Annotated in this window: 15 protein-coding genes; 9 read left to right on the plus strand and 6 right to left on the minus strand. The window is 44.1% G+C overall.

Annotated elements, in window-relative coordinates; genetic code table 11:
• The 3 genes from SATMO3_RS02955 (at position 1) to SATMO3_RS02965 (ending at position 1675) form a co-directional block, all read left to right on the plus strand.
• On the plus strand, positions 1 to 1071 hold the full coding sequence (locus tag SATMO3_RS02955) for an ABC transporter ATP-binding protein (protein ID WP_371377267.1): 1071 nt from the start codon (positions 1 to 3) through the stop codon (positions 1069 to 1071).
• Between the two features lie 167 nt (positions 1072 to 1238).
• Positions 1239 to 1475, plus strand: a complete 237-nt coding sequence (locus SATMO3_RS02960) for a hypothetical protein (RefSeq protein WP_371377270.1) — start codon at positions 1239 to 1241, stop codon at positions 1473 to 1475.
• Positions 1469 to 1675 carry a hypothetical protein gene (locus SATMO3_RS02965; protein ID WP_371377273.1) on the plus strand — a complete coding sequence of 69 codons (207 nt, stop codon included), beginning with the start codon at positions 1469 to 1471 and terminating at the stop codon, positions 1673 to 1675. The genes SATMO3_RS02960 and SATMO3_RS02965 overlap by 7 nt, the downstream gene beginning before the upstream one ends.
• Positions 1676 to 1832: 157 nt before the next feature.
• Here SATMO3_RS02965 and SATMO3_RS02970 read toward each other — a convergent pair whose 3' ends face one another.
• The 5 genes from SATMO3_RS02970 to SATMO3_RS02990 all read right to left on the minus strand — a co-directional run bounded on the left by SATMO3_RS02970 (position 1833) and on the right by SATMO3_RS02990 (position 9603).
• On the minus strand, positions 1833 to 2210 hold the full coding sequence (locus SATMO3_RS02970; RefSeq protein WP_371364397.1) for a RidA family protein: 378 nt from the start codon (positions 2208 to 2210) through the stop codon (positions 1833 to 1835).
• Positions 2211 to 2256: 46 nt separating this feature from the next.
• Positions 2257 to 5763, minus strand: a complete 3507-nt coding sequence (gene nifJ / locus SATMO3_RS02975; RefSeq protein WP_371377276.1) for a pyruvate:ferredoxin (flavodoxin) oxidoreductase — start codon at positions 5761 to 5763, stop codon at positions 2257 to 2259.
• Between the two features lie 40 nt (positions 5764 to 5803).
• Positions 5804 to 7375, minus strand: coding sequence for a BCCT family transporter (locus SATMO3_RS02980; RefSeq protein WP_371377279.1), 1572 nt, complete (start codon positions 7373 to 7375; stop codon positions 5804 to 5806).
• Between the two features lie 19 nt (positions 7376 to 7394).
• Positions 7395 to 8585 (minus strand): PLP-dependent aspartate aminotransferase family protein, encoded by a 1191-nt coding sequence (locus tag SATMO3_RS02985; RefSeq protein WP_371377282.1) that lies wholly within the window; start codon positions 8583 to 8585, stop codon positions 7395 to 7397.
• Positions 8586 to 8802: 217 nt separating this feature from the next.
• Entirely contained in the window at positions 8803 to 9603 is an 801-nt protein-coding gene (locus SATMO3_RS02990) for a MerR family transcriptional regulator (RefSeq protein WP_371377285.1), read from the minus strand.
• A gap of 249 nt (positions 9604 to 9852) precedes the next feature.
• Here SATMO3_RS02990 and SATMO3_RS02995 point away from each other — a divergent pair, with 249 nt between their 5' ends.
• Complete coding sequence (locus SATMO3_RS02995) at positions 9853 to 10014, plus strand: hypothetical protein (protein ID WP_371377288.1); 162 nt, start codon at positions 9853 to 9855, stop codon at positions 10012 to 10014.
• 266 nt (positions 10015 to 10280) lie between these two features.
• Here the strand turns inward: SATMO3_RS02995 and SATMO3_RS03000 are convergent, their stop codons facing one another.
• Positions 10281 to 10844, minus strand: coding sequence for a helix-turn-helix domain-containing protein (locus SATMO3_RS03000; protein ID WP_371377291.1), 564 nt, complete (start codon positions 10842 to 10844; stop codon positions 10281 to 10283).
• A gap of 342 nt (positions 10845 to 11186) precedes the next feature.
• Here SATMO3_RS03000 and SATMO3_RS03005 point away from each other — a divergent pair, with 342 nt between their 5' ends.
• From SATMO3_RS03005 to SATMO3_RS03025, 5 genes are read left to right on the plus strand one after another with little or no spacing between them, the layout of a single operon-like run.
• On the plus strand, positions 11187 to 12578 hold the full coding sequence (locus SATMO3_RS03005) for a D-serine ammonia-lyase (RefSeq protein WP_371377294.1): 1392 nt from the start codon (positions 11187 to 11189) through the stop codon (positions 12576 to 12578).
• A gap of 52 nt (positions 12579 to 12630) precedes the next feature.
• Positions 12631 to 13011, plus strand: a complete 381-nt coding sequence (locus SATMO3_RS03010) for a RidA family protein (protein ID WP_371381663.1) — start codon at positions 12631 to 12633, stop codon at positions 13009 to 13011.
• A gap of 18 nt (positions 13012 to 13029) precedes the next feature.
• Positions 13030 to 13728 (plus strand): DUF5058 family protein, encoded by a 699-nt coding sequence (locus SATMO3_RS03015; protein WP_371377297.1) that lies wholly within the window; start codon positions 13030 to 13032, stop codon positions 13726 to 13728.
• Between the two features lie 23 nt (positions 13729 to 13751).
• Positions 13752 to 14432: a hypothetical protein gene (locus tag SATMO3_RS03020; RefSeq protein WP_371377300.1), complete on the plus strand. Its 681-nt coding sequence runs from the start codon at positions 13752 to 13754 to the stop codon at positions 14430 to 14432.
• On the plus strand, positions 14425 to 16044 hold the full coding sequence (locus SATMO3_RS03025; RefSeq protein WP_371377302.1) for an amidohydrolase family protein: 1620 nt from the start codon (positions 14425 to 14427) through the stop codon (positions 16042 to 16044). Before SATMO3_RS03020 ends, SATMO3_RS03025 begins: the two co-directional genes overlap by 8 nt.
• Positions 16045 to 16062: the final 18 nt, after the last annotated feature.

The raw sequence follows: 16062 nt of genomic DNA on the forward strand, positions 1-16062 counted from the left end.
ATGTCTCATGTGCGCTTATTGAATGTCACAAAAAAATTCGGCGACGTTACTGCCGTTAATTCGCTGAACCTAGAGATTGGCAAGGGAGAGTGTTTCTCCATGCTGGGGCCGTCCGGCTGCGGCAAAACCACGACACTCCGTATGGTGGCGGGTTTTGAGGATTTAAGCGACGGAGAGATTTATGTCGGGGATCGTCTGATCTCCTCACCCCAGCGCAATTATTACCTGCCGCCGGAGAAGCGTAACTTCGGCATGGTTTTCCAGGCTTTTGCCGTTTGGCCGCATCTGTCGGTGTATGAGAATGTCGCTTTTCCTCTGAGCATCCGCAAACTTCCCGCCGCTGAGATTGAGAAACGCACGAAAGATGCCCTGCGCTCCACAAATTTGTTAAAGGTGGCTGAAGGCAGCCCGGCAGACCTCTCGGGCGGCGGCAAACAACGGGTTGCACTGGCACGGGCGCTGGCCATTAACCCGGATGTCATGCTCTTGGATGAACCTCTCTCAAGCTTGGACCCTCATTTGCGCGAGGAGATGCGTTTTGAGATTAAAGACTTACAGAGAAAGTACGGCTTTTCCATCATCTATGTGACGCATGACCAGTCCGAAGCCATGGCCCTTTCGGACCGCATCCTGGTAATGAAGTCAGGCGTTGTGCAGCAGATCGATACGCCGCTTAATGTCTACAATCAGCCGGCCAATAAGTTCGTTTTCAGCTTTATTGGTCTCTCCAATTTTCTGGATATTGTCCGGGCGGACGGCAGGGCGTTTGTGCGCGGCGAGAATGCAGCGCTGCCGGAGAGTCTGACCCCGCCTGAAACCATGCATGGCAAAGGCGCACTTTCCCTGGCGAGCCGTCCCTCCGAGATCGACTTTGTGAGCGATGGTGACGAGGGCGGACTGCGCGGCGTCGTCAGCCGCAAAGCCTTCCTGGGCGAAATCATTGATTATCAGGTGAAAATCGGCGGGCAGGAAGTTCGCGTCCAAAAAGGACGCCGCGCCCCCGGCCCCGAAGTGGGCGATGCCTGTTGTCTGCGTTTATTGCGCCCCTTCTGGTATAACGGGGAGCAATAACAAAGCTCTCCCTTATCAATCAGGCAGCACAATAATATAGCTTAAGCAGCCTTAATCCGAAATCCATGGGACTAAGCCTCAATTTTGCTTATATAGCTCTTGCTATAGTTGATCTTTTCACCAAGTGCTCTTAAGCATCGCTGATTTTCGTTACGCGGTGGGGTGGTATGAATTTGCCATCATCTTTTCAGGTCTTTAAGGAGGCTTATGAGATTATGGAACGAATTCGCCACAAGGTTGAGGTACGATTTAGTTCTATCGATGGCATTGCCATTCGTGCAGGAGTTATTTCGTTAGAATTAGCCCATGCGGTACAAGACCTGCTTATAACAGCCGGCCGGGCCTTATATAAGGCAAAGACGCAAAAAAACTTAGTTATTGCGCCGGCGGATTTTCCATGCTAATACGGAAAACATCAGCAGAGTACCATGAGCGGGAAGATGAGATATACGATAGAATTCGAGAGGCCTCTGAGGAATTTGCCCGGCTGAGCAAAGTAGGTATGGATACAACCGAAGCTTTCCGGCGGCTGGAGGCGGCGTTAACAGAATTTCAGTTATTTAGATGGAATTTAGGAAACTCATTTAAACAGCTTAAGCGTTAAACCGGCAGCTAGGGTTCCGCCTGGATTAGCAGGGGTATCTACCCGGAAACATAAAAAGCCCTGCAAGGGTAGCTTGGCGTACTTAATATACGCCGAACTATTCCTGCGGGCTTTTTATTTTGGAAGGATACGAGGGGACGGACTTTAAAGTCTAAAATTATAGATAAGCGATAGCTTCAATTTCAACTGATACGTCTTTAGGCAGCCGGGCTACCTGGACACAGCCCCTGGCTGGAGCAGCCTGCGAGAAGTATTCCCCATATACTTGATTTACAGTTTGAAAATCATTCATGTCGGCAAGGAATACGCTTGTCTTAACAACATTCTCAAGAGTCAGGTTTTGGCTCTTTAAAATTGCTGTGATATTCTCTAAAACCTGTTTGGTCTGGGCTGCCACGCCACCGGACACTACTGCTCCCGTGGCAGGATCAACAGGTATCTGACCGGAAACAAACAGGAAGCCGCCTGCTTTTATTGCCTGTGAGTAAGGTCCTATCGCCGCTGGAGCCTGATCGGTATTAACAACACTTTTCATAGAGTAATTCCTCCTATTTTCCGCTTGGTTTGCGGATTACTGCGCCTTATTGCTTGGCTAACGTTTTATATTTCGCCAATTTTTCTTTGGCATCCCGTTCGGTTTTGGCAAACAGCTCCTCGGCCAAATCGGGGTATTGCTGTTTCAAGGCCGAATAACGCACTTCACCCATGAGGAATTCTTTAAAGTCCATGGTCGGTTCTTTGGAGTCCAGGGTGAACGGATTGCTGCCTGCTTCTTTTATCCCTGGGTTATACCGGTACATCGCCCAATAGCCGCTGTCCACTGCACGCTTGGCTTCGAGCTGACTGCAGCCCATGCCAACTTTCATCCCGTGGTTGATACAGGGAGCATAGGCGATAATCAGGGACGGACCCGGATACGCCTCAGCCTCGGCAATGGCCTTGAGGGTTTGGTTCTTATCTGCCCCCATGGCAATCTGCGCTACATAGACGTAGCCATAACTCATGGCTATCATGCCCAGATCTTTCTTCTTGGTCTTTTTACCGCTGGCGGCGAATTTAGCAATAGCAGCGGTTGGGGTGGCTTTGGAAGACTGGCCGCCGGTGTTGGAGTATACTTCGGTATCAAACACCAGCACATTAACGTCTTCACCGGACGCCAGCACATGATCGAGGCCGCCGAAGCCAATATCATAAGCCCAGCCATCACCGCCAAAAATCCATTGTGAGCGTTTAACCAGGAAGTCTTTGTTGTTATAGATTTCATTAAGCAGGGCATCTTTGCCCTTTACTTGCTCCAGCGCTGCAATCAGTTTATCCGCCCGTTCTCTGCTGCCTTCGCCCTTGTCTTTATTGGCCAGCCAGGTTTCACAGGCAGCGCGGAATTCTTCTCCCAGCTCCAGTTTCGCGGCCTTTTCGATGGCCAGCGCGACTTGTTTTCTCAGCTGCTTACCAGCCATCATCATGCCTAAGCCATATTCCGCATTGTCTTCAAACAGGGAGTTGCCCCACGCCGGTCCATGCCCGCGATGGTTAGTGGTATAGGGCATGGACGGGACGCTGTCGGCCCAAACCGAGGAACAGCCTGTGGCATTGGCCACCATCATCCGGTCGCCAAAGAGTTGGGTCACCAGCTTGGCATACGGCGTTTCGCCGCAGCCGGCGCAGGCCCCGGAGAATTCCAACAGCGGCTGTTCAAACTGGCTGCCTTTTACTGTGAAGATATTGAGCGGATTCGCTTTCGGCGCAATTGTCAGCGCATGATCCCAAAGCGGCGCTTGCTGCAATTGGGTTGCCAGCGGTTTCATTACCAATGCTTTTTCTTTCGCCGGACAAATTTGGGCGCAATTGCCGCAGCCGGTGCAGTCGTAAGGGGAGACTGCCATCGCAAAATACAGGTTTTTCTGTCCATTGCAGGGTTTTACAGTAAAGCCGGCGGGAGCCTGCTGCTGTTCTTCCTCGGAAAGTAATACCGGCCTGATCGCGGCATGCGGACAGACATAGGCGCACTGATTGCACTGAATGCAGGCATCTGCCTGCCACTGGGGCACGTCAATGGCAATGCCCCGCTTTTCATAGGCGGAAGTTCCCATCGGATAGGAACCGTCTTCCAGACCAATAAAGGCGCTGACCGGTAATTTGTCGCCTTCCTGCCGGTTCATCGGGATGAGGACATTTTTAATGAATGCCGGCGCTTCTTTACTATGGGTTTCGGATTCAGTAGCCGCTTGCCAGGAAGCAGGTGTAGCGACCTTCACAATCGCGTTTATCCCCTGATCTACGGCGGCATTGTTCATGGCAACCACTTTTTCGCCTTTTTTGCCATAGGACTTTTGAATAGCATCCTTGAGGTAGTTTACAGCGTCTTCTTCCGGAATAATCCCGGCAATCTTGAAAAAGGCCGCCTGCATGATCATGTTAATTCTGCCGCCAAGGCCGATTTCCTGCGCAATCTTTACAGCATCGATTATGTACATCTGTATGTTATTGCCGGCAAGGTATTTTTTCATCGCCGCCGGCAGATTTTGATCCAGTTCGGCTTCACTCCACTGACAGTTTAAGAGGAAACTGCCGTCTGGCTTCAGTCCTTCCAGAACATTGTAGTTATACACGTAGGACTGATTGTGGCAGGCAATAAAATCTGCTTTATTAATGAGATAGGGAGATTTTATCGGCTTTTTGCCAAAGCGCAAGTGGGAAATGGTAACGCCGCCGGACTTTTTCGCATCATAGGCAAAATAGGCCTGTGCGTACATGTCAGTGTGATCGCCGATAATCTTAATGGCATTTTTATTGGCGCCTACCGTTCCATCTGAGCCGATTCCCCAGAATTTGCAGGCTTTTGTGCCGGCGGCGGTGGTGTCAATATCTGCGCCGAACGGCAGCGAGGTATGGTTTACATCGTCAATTATGCCGACAGTAAAGTTGTCCCGGGGCTTGTCGGCCTTAAGGTTTTCAAAAACGCCATGAATATGGCTGGGGATTACATCTTTGCCGCCGACGCCGCAGCGTCCGCCAACGATAACCGGCTGCCACTCCTTGCCGTAAAAGGCGCTTTTGACATCCAGGTACAGCGGTTCGGCCAACGAACCCATTTCCTTGGTTCTGTCCAATACGGCAATTTTTTGCACGGTAGCCGGAATGTATTTAAAGAAGTGCTCCAGCGAAAACGGCCGGTAGAGATGTACGGTCAGCAGACCTACTTTTTCGCCTTGGGCATTGAGATAATCCACTACTTCTTCAATGGCTTCACACATGGAGCCCATGGCAATAATCATGTGCTCGGCGTCAGGCGCGCCGTGATAGTTGAACAAGTGGTACTCCCGACCGGTCAGTTTGCTTATTTCGGCCATATAGCCTTCGACGATCGCCGGAATATCCTGATGGAAACGGTTGGATACTTCTCTTTGCTGGAAATGAATATCAATCCCCTGCACAGTACCTTTAGTCAAGGGATGATCGGGATTGAGCGCCCGTTTTCTGAAGTTGTCGACAGCATCCCGGTCTAACAGTTTGGCCAATTCCTCATATTCCAGAACTTCAATTTTTTGCACTTCATGGGAGGTTCTAAACCCATCGAAGAAGTTGAGAAACGGCACCCGGCCTTTGATTGCCGACAAATGCGCCACGGCCGCCAGATCCATAACTTGCTGGACACTGCTTTCGGCCAGCATGGCAAAACCGGTCTGCCTTGCAGCCATAACGTCGGAATGATCGCCAAAAATACTGATGGCATTGGCGCCAACTACTCTGGCACTGACATGAAAGACGCCAGGCAATAACTCACCGGCGATTTTATACATATTGGGAATCATCAGCAAAAGTCCCTGCGAGGCGGTATAGGTAGTAGTCAACGCGCCGGTATGCAAGGAGCCGTGGACCGCGCCGGCGGCGCCGCCCTCTGACTGCATTTCCACAACCTCAACCGTTTGCCCGAACAGGTTCTTTTTGCCCTGAGAGGCCCATTCATCCACACTTTCCGCCATATTGGACGATGGCGTAATCGGAAAAATCGCCGCCACATCGGTAAATGCGTAAGAGATGTAGGCTGCTGCCGTGTTTCCGTCCATTGTTTTCATATTTCTTGTCATAGTAAATCCCCTCTTTCATTGCAATTATGCTGTTTCTTGTCTAATTCCACTTAAACTGCTTGTTCTGGTCGACAGGGATATTTTGATTCTTGATATCTTTCTTTAAAATCTTGTAGAAGGACAAAAGCAGTAATGCTATAACGAACAGCATCGGAATAGCGAAAACCGACGTAACCGATTGGATTGTTTTCAAAACATTTAGCCCCGGCACCATATGTTCCAGAAATAAGATGCTGACTGGCAGCAATAAAACAAGAAATGCCCAAAACACTTTATACCATTTATTGGGTTCTTCGTCATTTTTCAGGTTTTTCGAGGTAAGAATCGATACAACTGTAGAGGCTGCCGTAGCTCCGCACGCTAACGTGATGAATACCGCCGCCATATACACGACAATAGCTACGCCTGAGAAAGGCAATGTTTTCAAGACAGCCAATACTGCTGCATTATTGCCGCTATCAGCAACTAATTGCGATAAGTTGAGCGCTCCGGTGAGTTCTAAGTTCATTCCATAATTTCCAAGTACAGCAAACGCCAACCAGCAGGCCAGAGATGTCCAAATACACCGTACAACAGCAATTTCGCGGAAAGTACGCCCGTAAGAGACACGCGCCAACCACAAGCCATCGGAAATGGTACAACCCACATACCAGGCCCAGTAAAAAACTGTCCACTCTTGAATAAATCCAGTTTGCGCAATCGAATCGGTATTAAAACTCATATGAACAAACTCACGAATGTTGGTTCCAATCGCCATCACAAAGTTGTTTAAGATAAAGGATTTTGGTCCTGCCAGGAAAACGAAAAGGAAAAAAGCAATCACCAGTTTGACATTAAAATCACTAATAATGCCAATTCCTTTGGCAATACTTTTGGAGGTCGACAAGATAAAGAACAGGCAAAATACGAGAATAACGGCTATGCGCAGTTCAAAAGTAACCGGCATATTTAGCAAATGTCCGGTTAATTCGGCCAGAATAGAGGTGCCCAGGCCTACCGTGCAAACCAGTCCCCCAATATAGCCGAAAGCAACGATCCCGTCTATGCAGGTTCGTATAATCCGGACCGGCAGGCTGTCCCCTTTTAAAACAGTCTTGCAAAGATCTGATAAGTTTAAGGAATCTACCTGTTTGTTCCAGAAAATGTAGCCCAAGGCAAGTGACGCGGGCAAATAAACAGCCCAAGCTGAAAATCCCCAGTGGAACATCCCATAAGCGGAAGCGTATTCATAAGCTTGCACCGACATAGGAACAACGCCGAAGGGGGGAGTCTTAACATAATACATCCATTCTACCATGCCAAAAATCAGAATTCCCGCTCCCGCTGCGGAGCACATATTCATAGCCGCCCAGGTGAAGAATTTGTAATGGGGTTTGGCGTCAGAACCGCCTAAGCGAATGTCCCCGTATTTGGAGAACATAATAAACGCGGCAAATACTGCACTGAGAAAAGCAAGCAGCATGAATAGCCACGGCAGATTCAAGGTCATGATCGAGTAAAAAATATTGATAACGGCGGCGCTTGCATCCGGAGATACCACTATGGGAATGACCATGGCGACCAATAACCCTACAGCAAGCAAGGCTATTGGCACATTAATATTTTTGAGCATAAATTAACCTCCTCTAAAATTAAACGTTCTCAAAAACTGCTAACGCTTGTTTAAAATCAGCAATTAAATCTTCGATCGCCTCTGCGCCGGCGGAAATGCGAATCAGTCCTTCTTCCATTCCCATTTCCTTAAGTTTTTTCGGGGTAAACTCGTTCCGGAATGCGGTGGCCGGATGGGCGATACTCGTACGGTATCCGCCTAATGTGCCCAGATATTTTACTAATTTCAGCTTATGCATAAACGCATTCACTTTAGTTCGATCATCTTCTACACGAAAACTAAGCATAGCTCCACAGCCATTTGGCATAAGCCTTTCTGCTAATTCACGCTGTGGATGGTGGGGTAAAGTCGGGTAATTTACATATTGCACATGCGGATCTGCCTGCAGGGCTTCAGCAATTTTTCTTGCGTTCTCAAACTGTCTGGTGACACGCATCTCCATAGTGCGGATACTACGCAGCATCAGCCAGGCACTATTGGGGTCCAGGCAGCCTCCTAGCAGTAAATAATCCGAATATATTTTTTTCATTAATTTCTTTGAGCCGGTAATGGAACCGGCCGTAATATCACTATGGCCGCCAAAATATTTCGTCAGGCTATGGATAACAATATCGGCCCCATGCTCTAACGGGCGAATTGCCAATGGCGTAGTAAAGGTACTATCAATCAGCACCAGCGCCCCTATGCTGTGAGCCAGTTCCGATACAGCGTCAATATCTACGACTTCAATGAGCGGATTGGCAATAATCTCTGTATATACTATCTTGGTATTTGGTTTTAGAGCCATGCGAACACTGTCGATATTTGTAAAGTCGCTATACGTGATTTCGACATCAAACTTTTTTAAAATATTATCAAACAGTTCGATGGTTTCCCCATAAATTGAGCGGCTGGCAACAATGTGATCGCCTGCCTTGATTAGAGACAAAACTGCAGTAGAAATGGCCGCCATACCCGAAGCGCAAACAAGAGATTGTTCTCCTCTCTCTAAATAGGATACAGCTTCCGCCACTCCGTCCCGATTCGGGTTCGCAGTCCGGCAATAGTAATATTTACCGCCGGCGCTGGCAAAATCATAATCATCCATATCACAAATGATATTCGCTGTTGAATGATAAATCGGCGGAGTTTCCGGCCGTTCAACCGGCAGCCGGGGCTCACTTCCCGTATACAAAATATTCGTTTCTCTGGTTAACTCTTTGGACTCCATCAATATCTCCTCCAAATAGGTTTAGTGGGCTCTATGGCCATGGTAAACCTTCTTCTTGGATACAAGTCAAGAAGATTAATCTGACAAGACAGAATAATCAAGCGTTAAATTTTCATCAAAAATCACAAAAGCTGTGCCGTCTGTCATTTCACAGAAGACACAGCTTTTGCTGTTTTTCAGCAATGCCTATGCTCGTACGGAATTGTCATAAACAAACTTACTCCAGCAGCATTTGTACTTCATAATCCGCATTCATATATTCGACCAGATTATCTTCAAACTCTAACGCAACAATAGTAGATGGCTTAGGAAGCGAATCAAAATATTTCTTTAAAATCGTCGTATCCCATTTTTCCTGTAGCAATTTAGTGCGAAAGCACAGATACTCGCCGGCAGGAAGCTCTTTATAATAGGGTGTAAAGAACTGAGGTCTGTTTTTGATATAAATAAAATAGGTTTTAGGTTCAAATTTACTCTTAAACAGGTCCGATGTAGTTAATTCATAACCATATTGACGCCTATAAATCAAGTGATGCAATTCAGCCCGGCTGCGCGTTTTCGCCAGCCGAATTTCCATATCCGCCAGTTCATCATGGTCGTAACAAGGAGCATAAATCAGGTGTCTCGTTTCCATATGCATGCGATATAACACTTTTGATATATCCATTTTGCTTAAATAAGTGAAGTAGTCAATATACCACTCCACATCTTTGATCCTGGCGCGAATGGCTTCTAACGCCTGATTGGCAGCTTGCCACTGTTGCTCCAGCGCCGGCAACAGGCCGTCAACCGTTCCCTTTTTCATGATATCGCCAATTTCAGACAACGATAAGCCTAAATATTGCAGATATTTTATGCGATCAATGATATGAAACTGCTTGAATTCGTAATACCGATACCCAGTTTCAGCCGATGTATATTTAGGCTCAAGAATGCCTATTTTTTCATAATGACGTAATGTTTGCGCAGTAATGCCGAGCAATTTGGCTGTTTCCCCAATAGTATAGTACTTTTTCATGAAAGCAACCACTCCTCATGTAAATCATAACGTGTACTATTAGTTTACCTTAACAACAGGCTATTTACTTTAATATTTTAAAATTTAACCTTATTGCTACAATAAGGTTCTTTTTGTAGAATTATTAATAATCATGGAAGGCCGGTAGTTTCACCGTTTTTGAAAAAGCGCCATACACAGCCCTGGACTCAAGGGGACGGTTCTCTTGAGTCAGATATGTGCGGATGTTAAAATATCCAAGGTGACAACATGGCCAGAAAAGCGCGTCAAAAAAGTAAAAGAGGAATATACCATATAATATTACCCGGCATAAATAGACAGGTGATTTTTGAAGACGATGAAGATAAATCAAGATTTTTAGAATGTGTGCAGTATTATAGAAATGCTTGCGCCTATAGGGTTTATGGATAGTGTCTTATACGGGGATAAGCCAGAGTGTAATTACCTGGGCATAAAGAGAAACAGTGAATGCATCAAGACTTTTCCAAAAAGTAGCAAGCCACCTGTATTAGGTTTAACAACAACCTAATACAGGTGGCTTTTGAGTTTCACTTTGCTTCTTAAGTACTAATGATTTCGTTAGATTGGTTCTAATTTTAAAATGGTTGTATCCATTCTTTACTGTGTCTTATTTATACCTTTCTCAAGTCGAGAGCAGCCATGTATATTGCAAACAATTAGAAGCTTGGCGGAGTGACGGCAAAGATTACTTCGACATTGGCATCACTGTCATTTTTCCACAAATGACGCAAGCCAGAGGTTATTTTAACGCTATCTCCCTTTTCGAGTGTTTCCATAGAGTCTTCTAGATAAAGTATGACAGTACCCGATAATACGTAGGCAACTTCCTCCCCTGTATGGGATAAAGAAATTTCCGAGGATTGGGATTGAGGCGGGATAGTCATTAAAACCATTTCAATTGCTCCGGATAGATCGGGGGAAAGCAATGTGTACTCCCAATTGCTATGAGGAAATATAATTTTTTTGCGATTGTTTGCCCGAGTAATTAATTTATTAACATTTGTAGGTTCAGTAAAAAGACTAAAAAGGGGTATATCCAAAGAAACTGCAATCATACGCAGTGTATTGAGTGAAGGATTTGCAAGTCCGCGTTCAATTTGGCTTAACAATGAAGGCGTAGCATTTATTTTTTCAGCCAGTTGGCGAAGACTAAAACCTTTACTATTTCTTGCAGCAGCAATTTTTTGACCAAGTTCGACACTGTCGTTAGTAGTTTGCACTTAGGCTCATTCTCCTAACAAAATTTAAAATTATAGTTCAATACAATTTAATATTATCAAATGTGTTGATATTTCACAATCATTCTAGCGCTTTTCTTTATTAATTTAGCTTAGTAATAACTATATAGACTAACTTAAATAGACGTAATTCTTATTTTTAAAAACCTAATGTAAAGATAAATTTGAAGTATTGTAAATATAAAAAAAATTATTATTGAAACTATTGCAAATAGTAAAAGCATGATGTATATTAAATGTAATTAAACAATTAAATACAATTTAACAAAAATTAATTTTATTAAATTAAAATTAATTTTTTAGAGTTATGCTTTGGAGGATTATATGGAAAATTTCAATGTCTTAGGAAAAAAAATCGATGAATGGAAAAACGAATATCCACTTATTGATGATATGATCAGTACCCGGGAGGTATTTTGGACAAATCCACTTTATGGAAATAAACAAAAAGATCCTTCTCGGCCTATTACGAAAAAAGATATTCAAGATGCTGAAGCGAGACTTGCCAGATTTGCACCATTAATTATGAAAGCTTTTCCGGAAACTGAAAAGAGTAATGGTATCATTGAATCTCCACTTGAATTCATTCCAAATATGCAGAAAAGACTTAGTGAATTATGTGGAGTAAACATTCCCGGAAAATTATGCGCAAAGTTTGACAGTCATCTTCCCATTTCCGGTTCGATAAAAGCAAGGGGTGGGGTGTACGAAGTACTCTATCTGGCAGAATCAATTGCGATGGAACATACTAACTTATCATGGACAGATGATTATTCTATATTAAAAAATGATAGTTTTCGAGAGCTGTTTTCGCAATACACAATTGTTGTTGGCTCTACGGGGAATTTAGGCTTGAGTATTGGAATTATGGGGGCAGCACTAGGCTTTCGAGTAGTTGTTCACATGTCTGTAGATGCGAAGCAATGGAAGAAGGATATGCTTCGGAGTAAAGGTGTTACTGTAGTTGAACATACTGCTGACTATTCTAAGGCAGTCGAAGCGGGGCGCAAAGAGGCCGAGAAAGATTCTAAGAGTTTTTTTATCGATGATGAAAGCTCACGTCACCTTTTCTTAGGGTATGCGGTAGCAGCTAAGAGATTAGAGCGGCAATTACAAAATCTTAATATAGTCGTCGATGAAGAACATCCACTTATTGTATATTTACCTTGCGGCGTTGGCGGAGGGCCGGGAGGCGTTACTTTTGGCTTGAAATCAATATTTAAGGATAATGTACACTGTTTTTTTGCAGAACCTACTCATTCGCCGGCAATGTTACTCGGGCTAATGACCGGTTTGCACGAAAAAATAGCTGCACAAGATTTTGGCATTGATAATCGTACCGATGCGGACGGACTGGCTGTAGGTAGACCATCTGGATTGGTTGGACGAATCTTGGAACGAGATATTGCTGGTGTATATACCGTGCAAGATGATCAGCTTTATCTGCTGTTAAAAATGTTAGCTGATTCCGAAAATAAGTTTTTGGAGCCATCCGCTTTAGCTGGATTTTTTGGTCCTGTTCAATTGATGACGACGCAATCAGGAAGAGAGTTCGTGATGGAGAGAAATCTCTTACATAAAATGTCTCGCGCTACACAGATAACTTGGGCAACCGGGGGGAGTATGGTGCCAAAAACTGAAATGGATAAATTTTACCGGCAGGGTGTGGCAGTTACTGAAAAAATGGGTAACTCTTCAATCTTACGCAAAGCTTAAAGAAAGTAATAACACTAGAAATCACTACAAAATTAGAAAGAAGGCTTGTATGATGAAAAAAATTGTATATACGGAAAAAGCACCAAAAGCAATCGGCCCATACTCTCAAGCAATTGCTGCCAACGGTTTTCTGTTTGTATCCGGACAAATCCCGGTCAATCCGACTACTGGCGAAGTTGCTAGCACTAACATAAAAGAACAAACACAACAATCGTTAGATAATATAAAGGCTATATTATCTGCTGAAGGGAAGACACTAGCCGATGTCGTTAAAACCACTATTTTCATTAAAAATATGAATGATTTTGCACTCGTGAATGAAGTGTACGGGAATGCTTTTGTTGAAAATCCTCCAGCCCGTTCATGTGTGGAAGTTGCTAGACTTCCTAAGGATGTGCTGGTTGAAATAGAAGCAATCGCGGTAGCCAAATAAAAAAATAGGGGGTTTATTGTGGATTTAAAAACAATTATAAACAGTCCGGGGATGTGGCTTGCTTCAAGTATAATAGTTATTGTTATACTAATTCAGAGTCTTGTTTATTTGCGTGAAGCGTTTAAAACAGCGGAAAAACTAAACATGCCCCGGGAAAAATGTTATGCTGGCATGAGGTCGGCAATGATTACAGCTATTGGACCGGCTTTGGCTCCCGTCATTGTTCTTCTTGCACTGATTGCGGTGGTAGGTGCGCCTACTGCCTGGATGAGGCTGAATGATATAGGCGCTGCACGGACTGAATTAGCAATGGTTACGTTAGCTGCAAAAGTAATTGGGGTAGATCCTCAATCAGCAGCGTTTAATTTAAAAGCATACACCTATTCTTTATGGGGAATGGCACTTAATAATATGGGGTGGATGCTGGTCGCTTTACTATTTACGCCCAAAATGGGCGGTATGGTTACCAAATTAAATCAAAGATACGATCCCAAATGGATAAAGTACTTAATGTCAGGAGCAAGTGTGGGATTATTCGCCTTTTTGTTATCAGGACAGTTAATTAACGCAAAAGTCGGCAATTGGTATGCCGCTTTTATATCAGCAGCCTTTATGTTGATAATATCTAGAATATTCAAAAAACAGCAAAGACTACAGGAAGTAGCTCTTGGTATTTCTATGATCGCAGGGATGATGTTAGCAACGGTAATATCATAAAATTTGGGCCAAGGAGAGGTAGCATGAATAATGACAAGTTTGCTTTAAATGCACGGTTGATAAAAATCGGAGCTGTGACATTGAGTGCGGGCATTATTGCGAATTTTGCTCCGGTAATCTATTTATGGATAGCATATGGAGAAATACCGCCATTTGAGGATATTTTGAAAATATGGACAGTAGCACTTGTAACTTTTGGTGTTTCATGGGTAGTTCAACCACTTACTTTTTTTAGTATGTTGGGAACAAGTGGTTCATACATCGGCTGGTTAGCAGGCAGCGTTGCGGATTTAAGGTGCCCGGCAGTTACTATGGCTCAGAAGGTTTCTGGATATGAGGCTGGTACACCGGAAGGTGATGTTATCTCGACGATTGGTATTGCGGGATCTGTACTGTTATCTGTATCAGTAATTACTATCTTTACCATTATCGGTGCGAATATTATTGATATTCTGCCGGCCTTTATCAAAGAATCCTTCAAAGTAATTTTACCAGCGGTATTTGGTGCAGTTTATGTGGAGTTGGCCAGCAAGCACTTAAAATTGGGTGCAGCCACTATTTTAGTAGCATTGGGTTTTAGCTTTTTGGCGATTAAACTCGGAGTTCCCGGATGGATCCTTAATATAGCTATCATCGGCGCAGGGATTGTGATTGCTAGAATCCAATATTTAAGTGAAGCAAAAAGGAGTGGGACAAATGTTTGATCTGAAAATTACGAATGGATTAATCATTGATGGAAGTGGTAAAGCTGCTTTTGCGGGCGACATTGGAATAGTGAAGGATAAGATTACAGCAATCGGGAATTTGAATGACCAGGATAGCGTAGAAACAGTAAATGCCAATGGCAATATGGTAGCACCCGGATTCATTGATATGCATACTCACTCGGATTTATCATTTAAATATGATAGACGAGCTAACAGCAAGCTCCACAGTGGCGTAACTACTGAGGTCATTGGCAATTGCGGAATTTGTGTAGCACCAGTTCGGGAAGAAAATAGACAGCTTTTAATTGACTACTTGGGGACTAGACTTATTGGGTCTATTCCGGTTAACCTGGAGTTGCCTTGGACAAGTTTTAAAGAATATTTAGCCTGGTTTGACGAAAATCCTCCATCTATCAATCTTGCACCGCTTTTGGGCCAGGGTGCTGTGCGAATTGCCGTTATGGGCTTTGCAAAAGGAATGCCAAATGCCGCAGAATTAAAGGACATGCAGCAGATTACCGATACAGCAATGTCGGAAGGAGCTTTAGGATTAAGTTCCGGTTTGGTATATCTTCCCGGCGAATATTCTTCAAAGGAAGAAATTGCTGAATTATGTAAGGTAATGGTTCCTTATCAAGGATTTTATTCTACCCATATGCGCACTGAAAGTGATGGCATTATGGATGCAATTGATGAAGCTCTTTGGATAGGTGGAACAGCAGGAGTTCCTGTTCATATTTCGCATTTAAAACTTTTAAGTCAGAATATGCTGGGAAAAACAGATTTGGTATTAGAACGTATGGCGCAAGCAGAGCGTTCCGGTATTGAAGTCTCGTACGATATTTATCCGTATACTGCAGGCTTAACTTCGCTTTCCGCTTGCTTACCTCCTTGGATTTTTGAAGGGGGAGTTGCGAAAATGATTGAACGGTTACAAGATAAAAGTATTCGTAGCAGAATACGCAAGGAAATTGCAGAGGGGTTGCCTGGCTGGCAAAATTTTGTTAAATCTGCAGGTGGTTGGGGAAAATTCTTTGTATCATCTGTACGTAGCGAAGAGAATAAACATCTTGAGGGAAAATTTATCCCAGAGATTGGCGAAATGCAAGGGAAAGATCCCTATGATGCAGCTTTTGATTTGCTTATCGCAGAAAACGGCCGGGTTCAGATGAATTACTACGCTATGCTGGAGGAAGATGTAATGACCTTCCTACAACAACCTCGAGCTATGATTGGATCAGATGCTATGAGCTTATCTGCAGAGGGAACTCTCTCTTTTGGCAAGCCGCATCCTCGGGCATTTGGCACTCCAACAAGACTTTTAGGAAGATACGTACGGGAAAAGAAAATTCTTTCTTTTGAAGAGGCAGTTAAGAAAATGACTAGTTTGCCTGCTAAGCGATTGGGGCTTAAGGCTAGAGGTCTTATTAAGGAAGACTATTACGCTGATATTGTTATTTTCAATCCCGATACGGTGCAGGATAAGGCAACTTATACAGATCCTAAGCAATATTCTCAAGGTATTGAGAATGTTATTGTAAATGGACAAGTTGTAGTAAATCATGGATTGCAGAAGGATGTATATGCAGGAAAAGTTCTAGGTAGATAATAAAAAAAGGTGAAGTCT

It is taken from the genome of Sporomusa aerivorans (assembly GCF_041428895.1).
Lineage (GTDB): Bacteria > Bacillota > Negativicutes > Sporomusales > Sporomusaceae > Sporomusa > Sporomusa aerivorans.

Bases quoted from the DNA above. Each gene is read 5' to 3' on its own strand.
- SATMO3_RS02955 (WP_371377267.1), top strand. From the start codon at position 1: ATGTCTCATGTGCGCTTATTGAATGTCACAAAAAAATTCGGCGACGTT.
- SATMO3_RS02960 (WP_371377270.1), top strand. From the start codon at position 1,239: ATGAATTTGCCATCATCTTTTCAGGTCTTTAAGGAGGCTTATGAGATT.
- SATMO3_RS02965 (WP_371377273.1), top strand. From the start codon at position 1,469: ATGCTAATACGGAAAACATCAGCAGAGTACCATGAGCGGGAAGATGAG.
- SATMO3_RS02970 (WP_371364397.1), bottom strand. From the start codon at position 2,210: ATGAAAAGTGTTGTTAATACCGATCAGGCTCCAGCGGCGATAGGACCT.
- nifJ (WP_371377276.1), bottom strand. From the start codon at position 5,763: ATGACAAGAAATATGAAAACAATGGACGGAAACACGGCAGCAGCCTAC.
- SATMO3_RS02980 (WP_371377279.1), bottom strand. From the start codon at position 7,375: ATGCTCAAAAATATTAATGTGCCAATAGCCTTGCTTGCTGTAGGGTTA.
- SATMO3_RS02985 (WP_371377282.1), bottom strand. From the start codon at position 8,585: ATGGAGTCCAAAGAGTTAACCAGAGAAACGAATATTTTGTATACGGGA.
- SATMO3_RS02990 (WP_371377285.1), bottom strand. From the start codon at position 9,603: ATGAAAAAGTACTATACTATTGGGGAAACAGCCAAATTGCTCGGCATT.
- SATMO3_RS02995 (WP_371377288.1), top strand. From the start codon at position 9,853: ATGGCCAGAAAAGCGCGTCAAAAAAGTAAAAGAGGAATATACCATATA.
- SATMO3_RS03005 (WP_371377294.1), top strand. From the start codon at position 11,187: ATGGAAAATTTCAATGTCTTAGGAAAAAAAATCGATGAATGGAAAAAC.
- SATMO3_RS03010 (WP_371381663.1), top strand. From the start codon at position 12,631: ATGAAAAAAATTGTATATACGGAAAAAGCACCAAAAGCAATCGGCCCA.
- SATMO3_RS03020 (WP_371377300.1), top strand. From the start codon at position 13,752: ATGAATAATGACAAGTTTGCTTTAAATGCACGGTTGATAAAAATCGGA.
- SATMO3_RS03025 (WP_371377302.1), top strand. From the start codon at position 14,425: ATGTTTGATCTGAAAATTACGAATGGATTAATCATTGATGGAAGTGGT.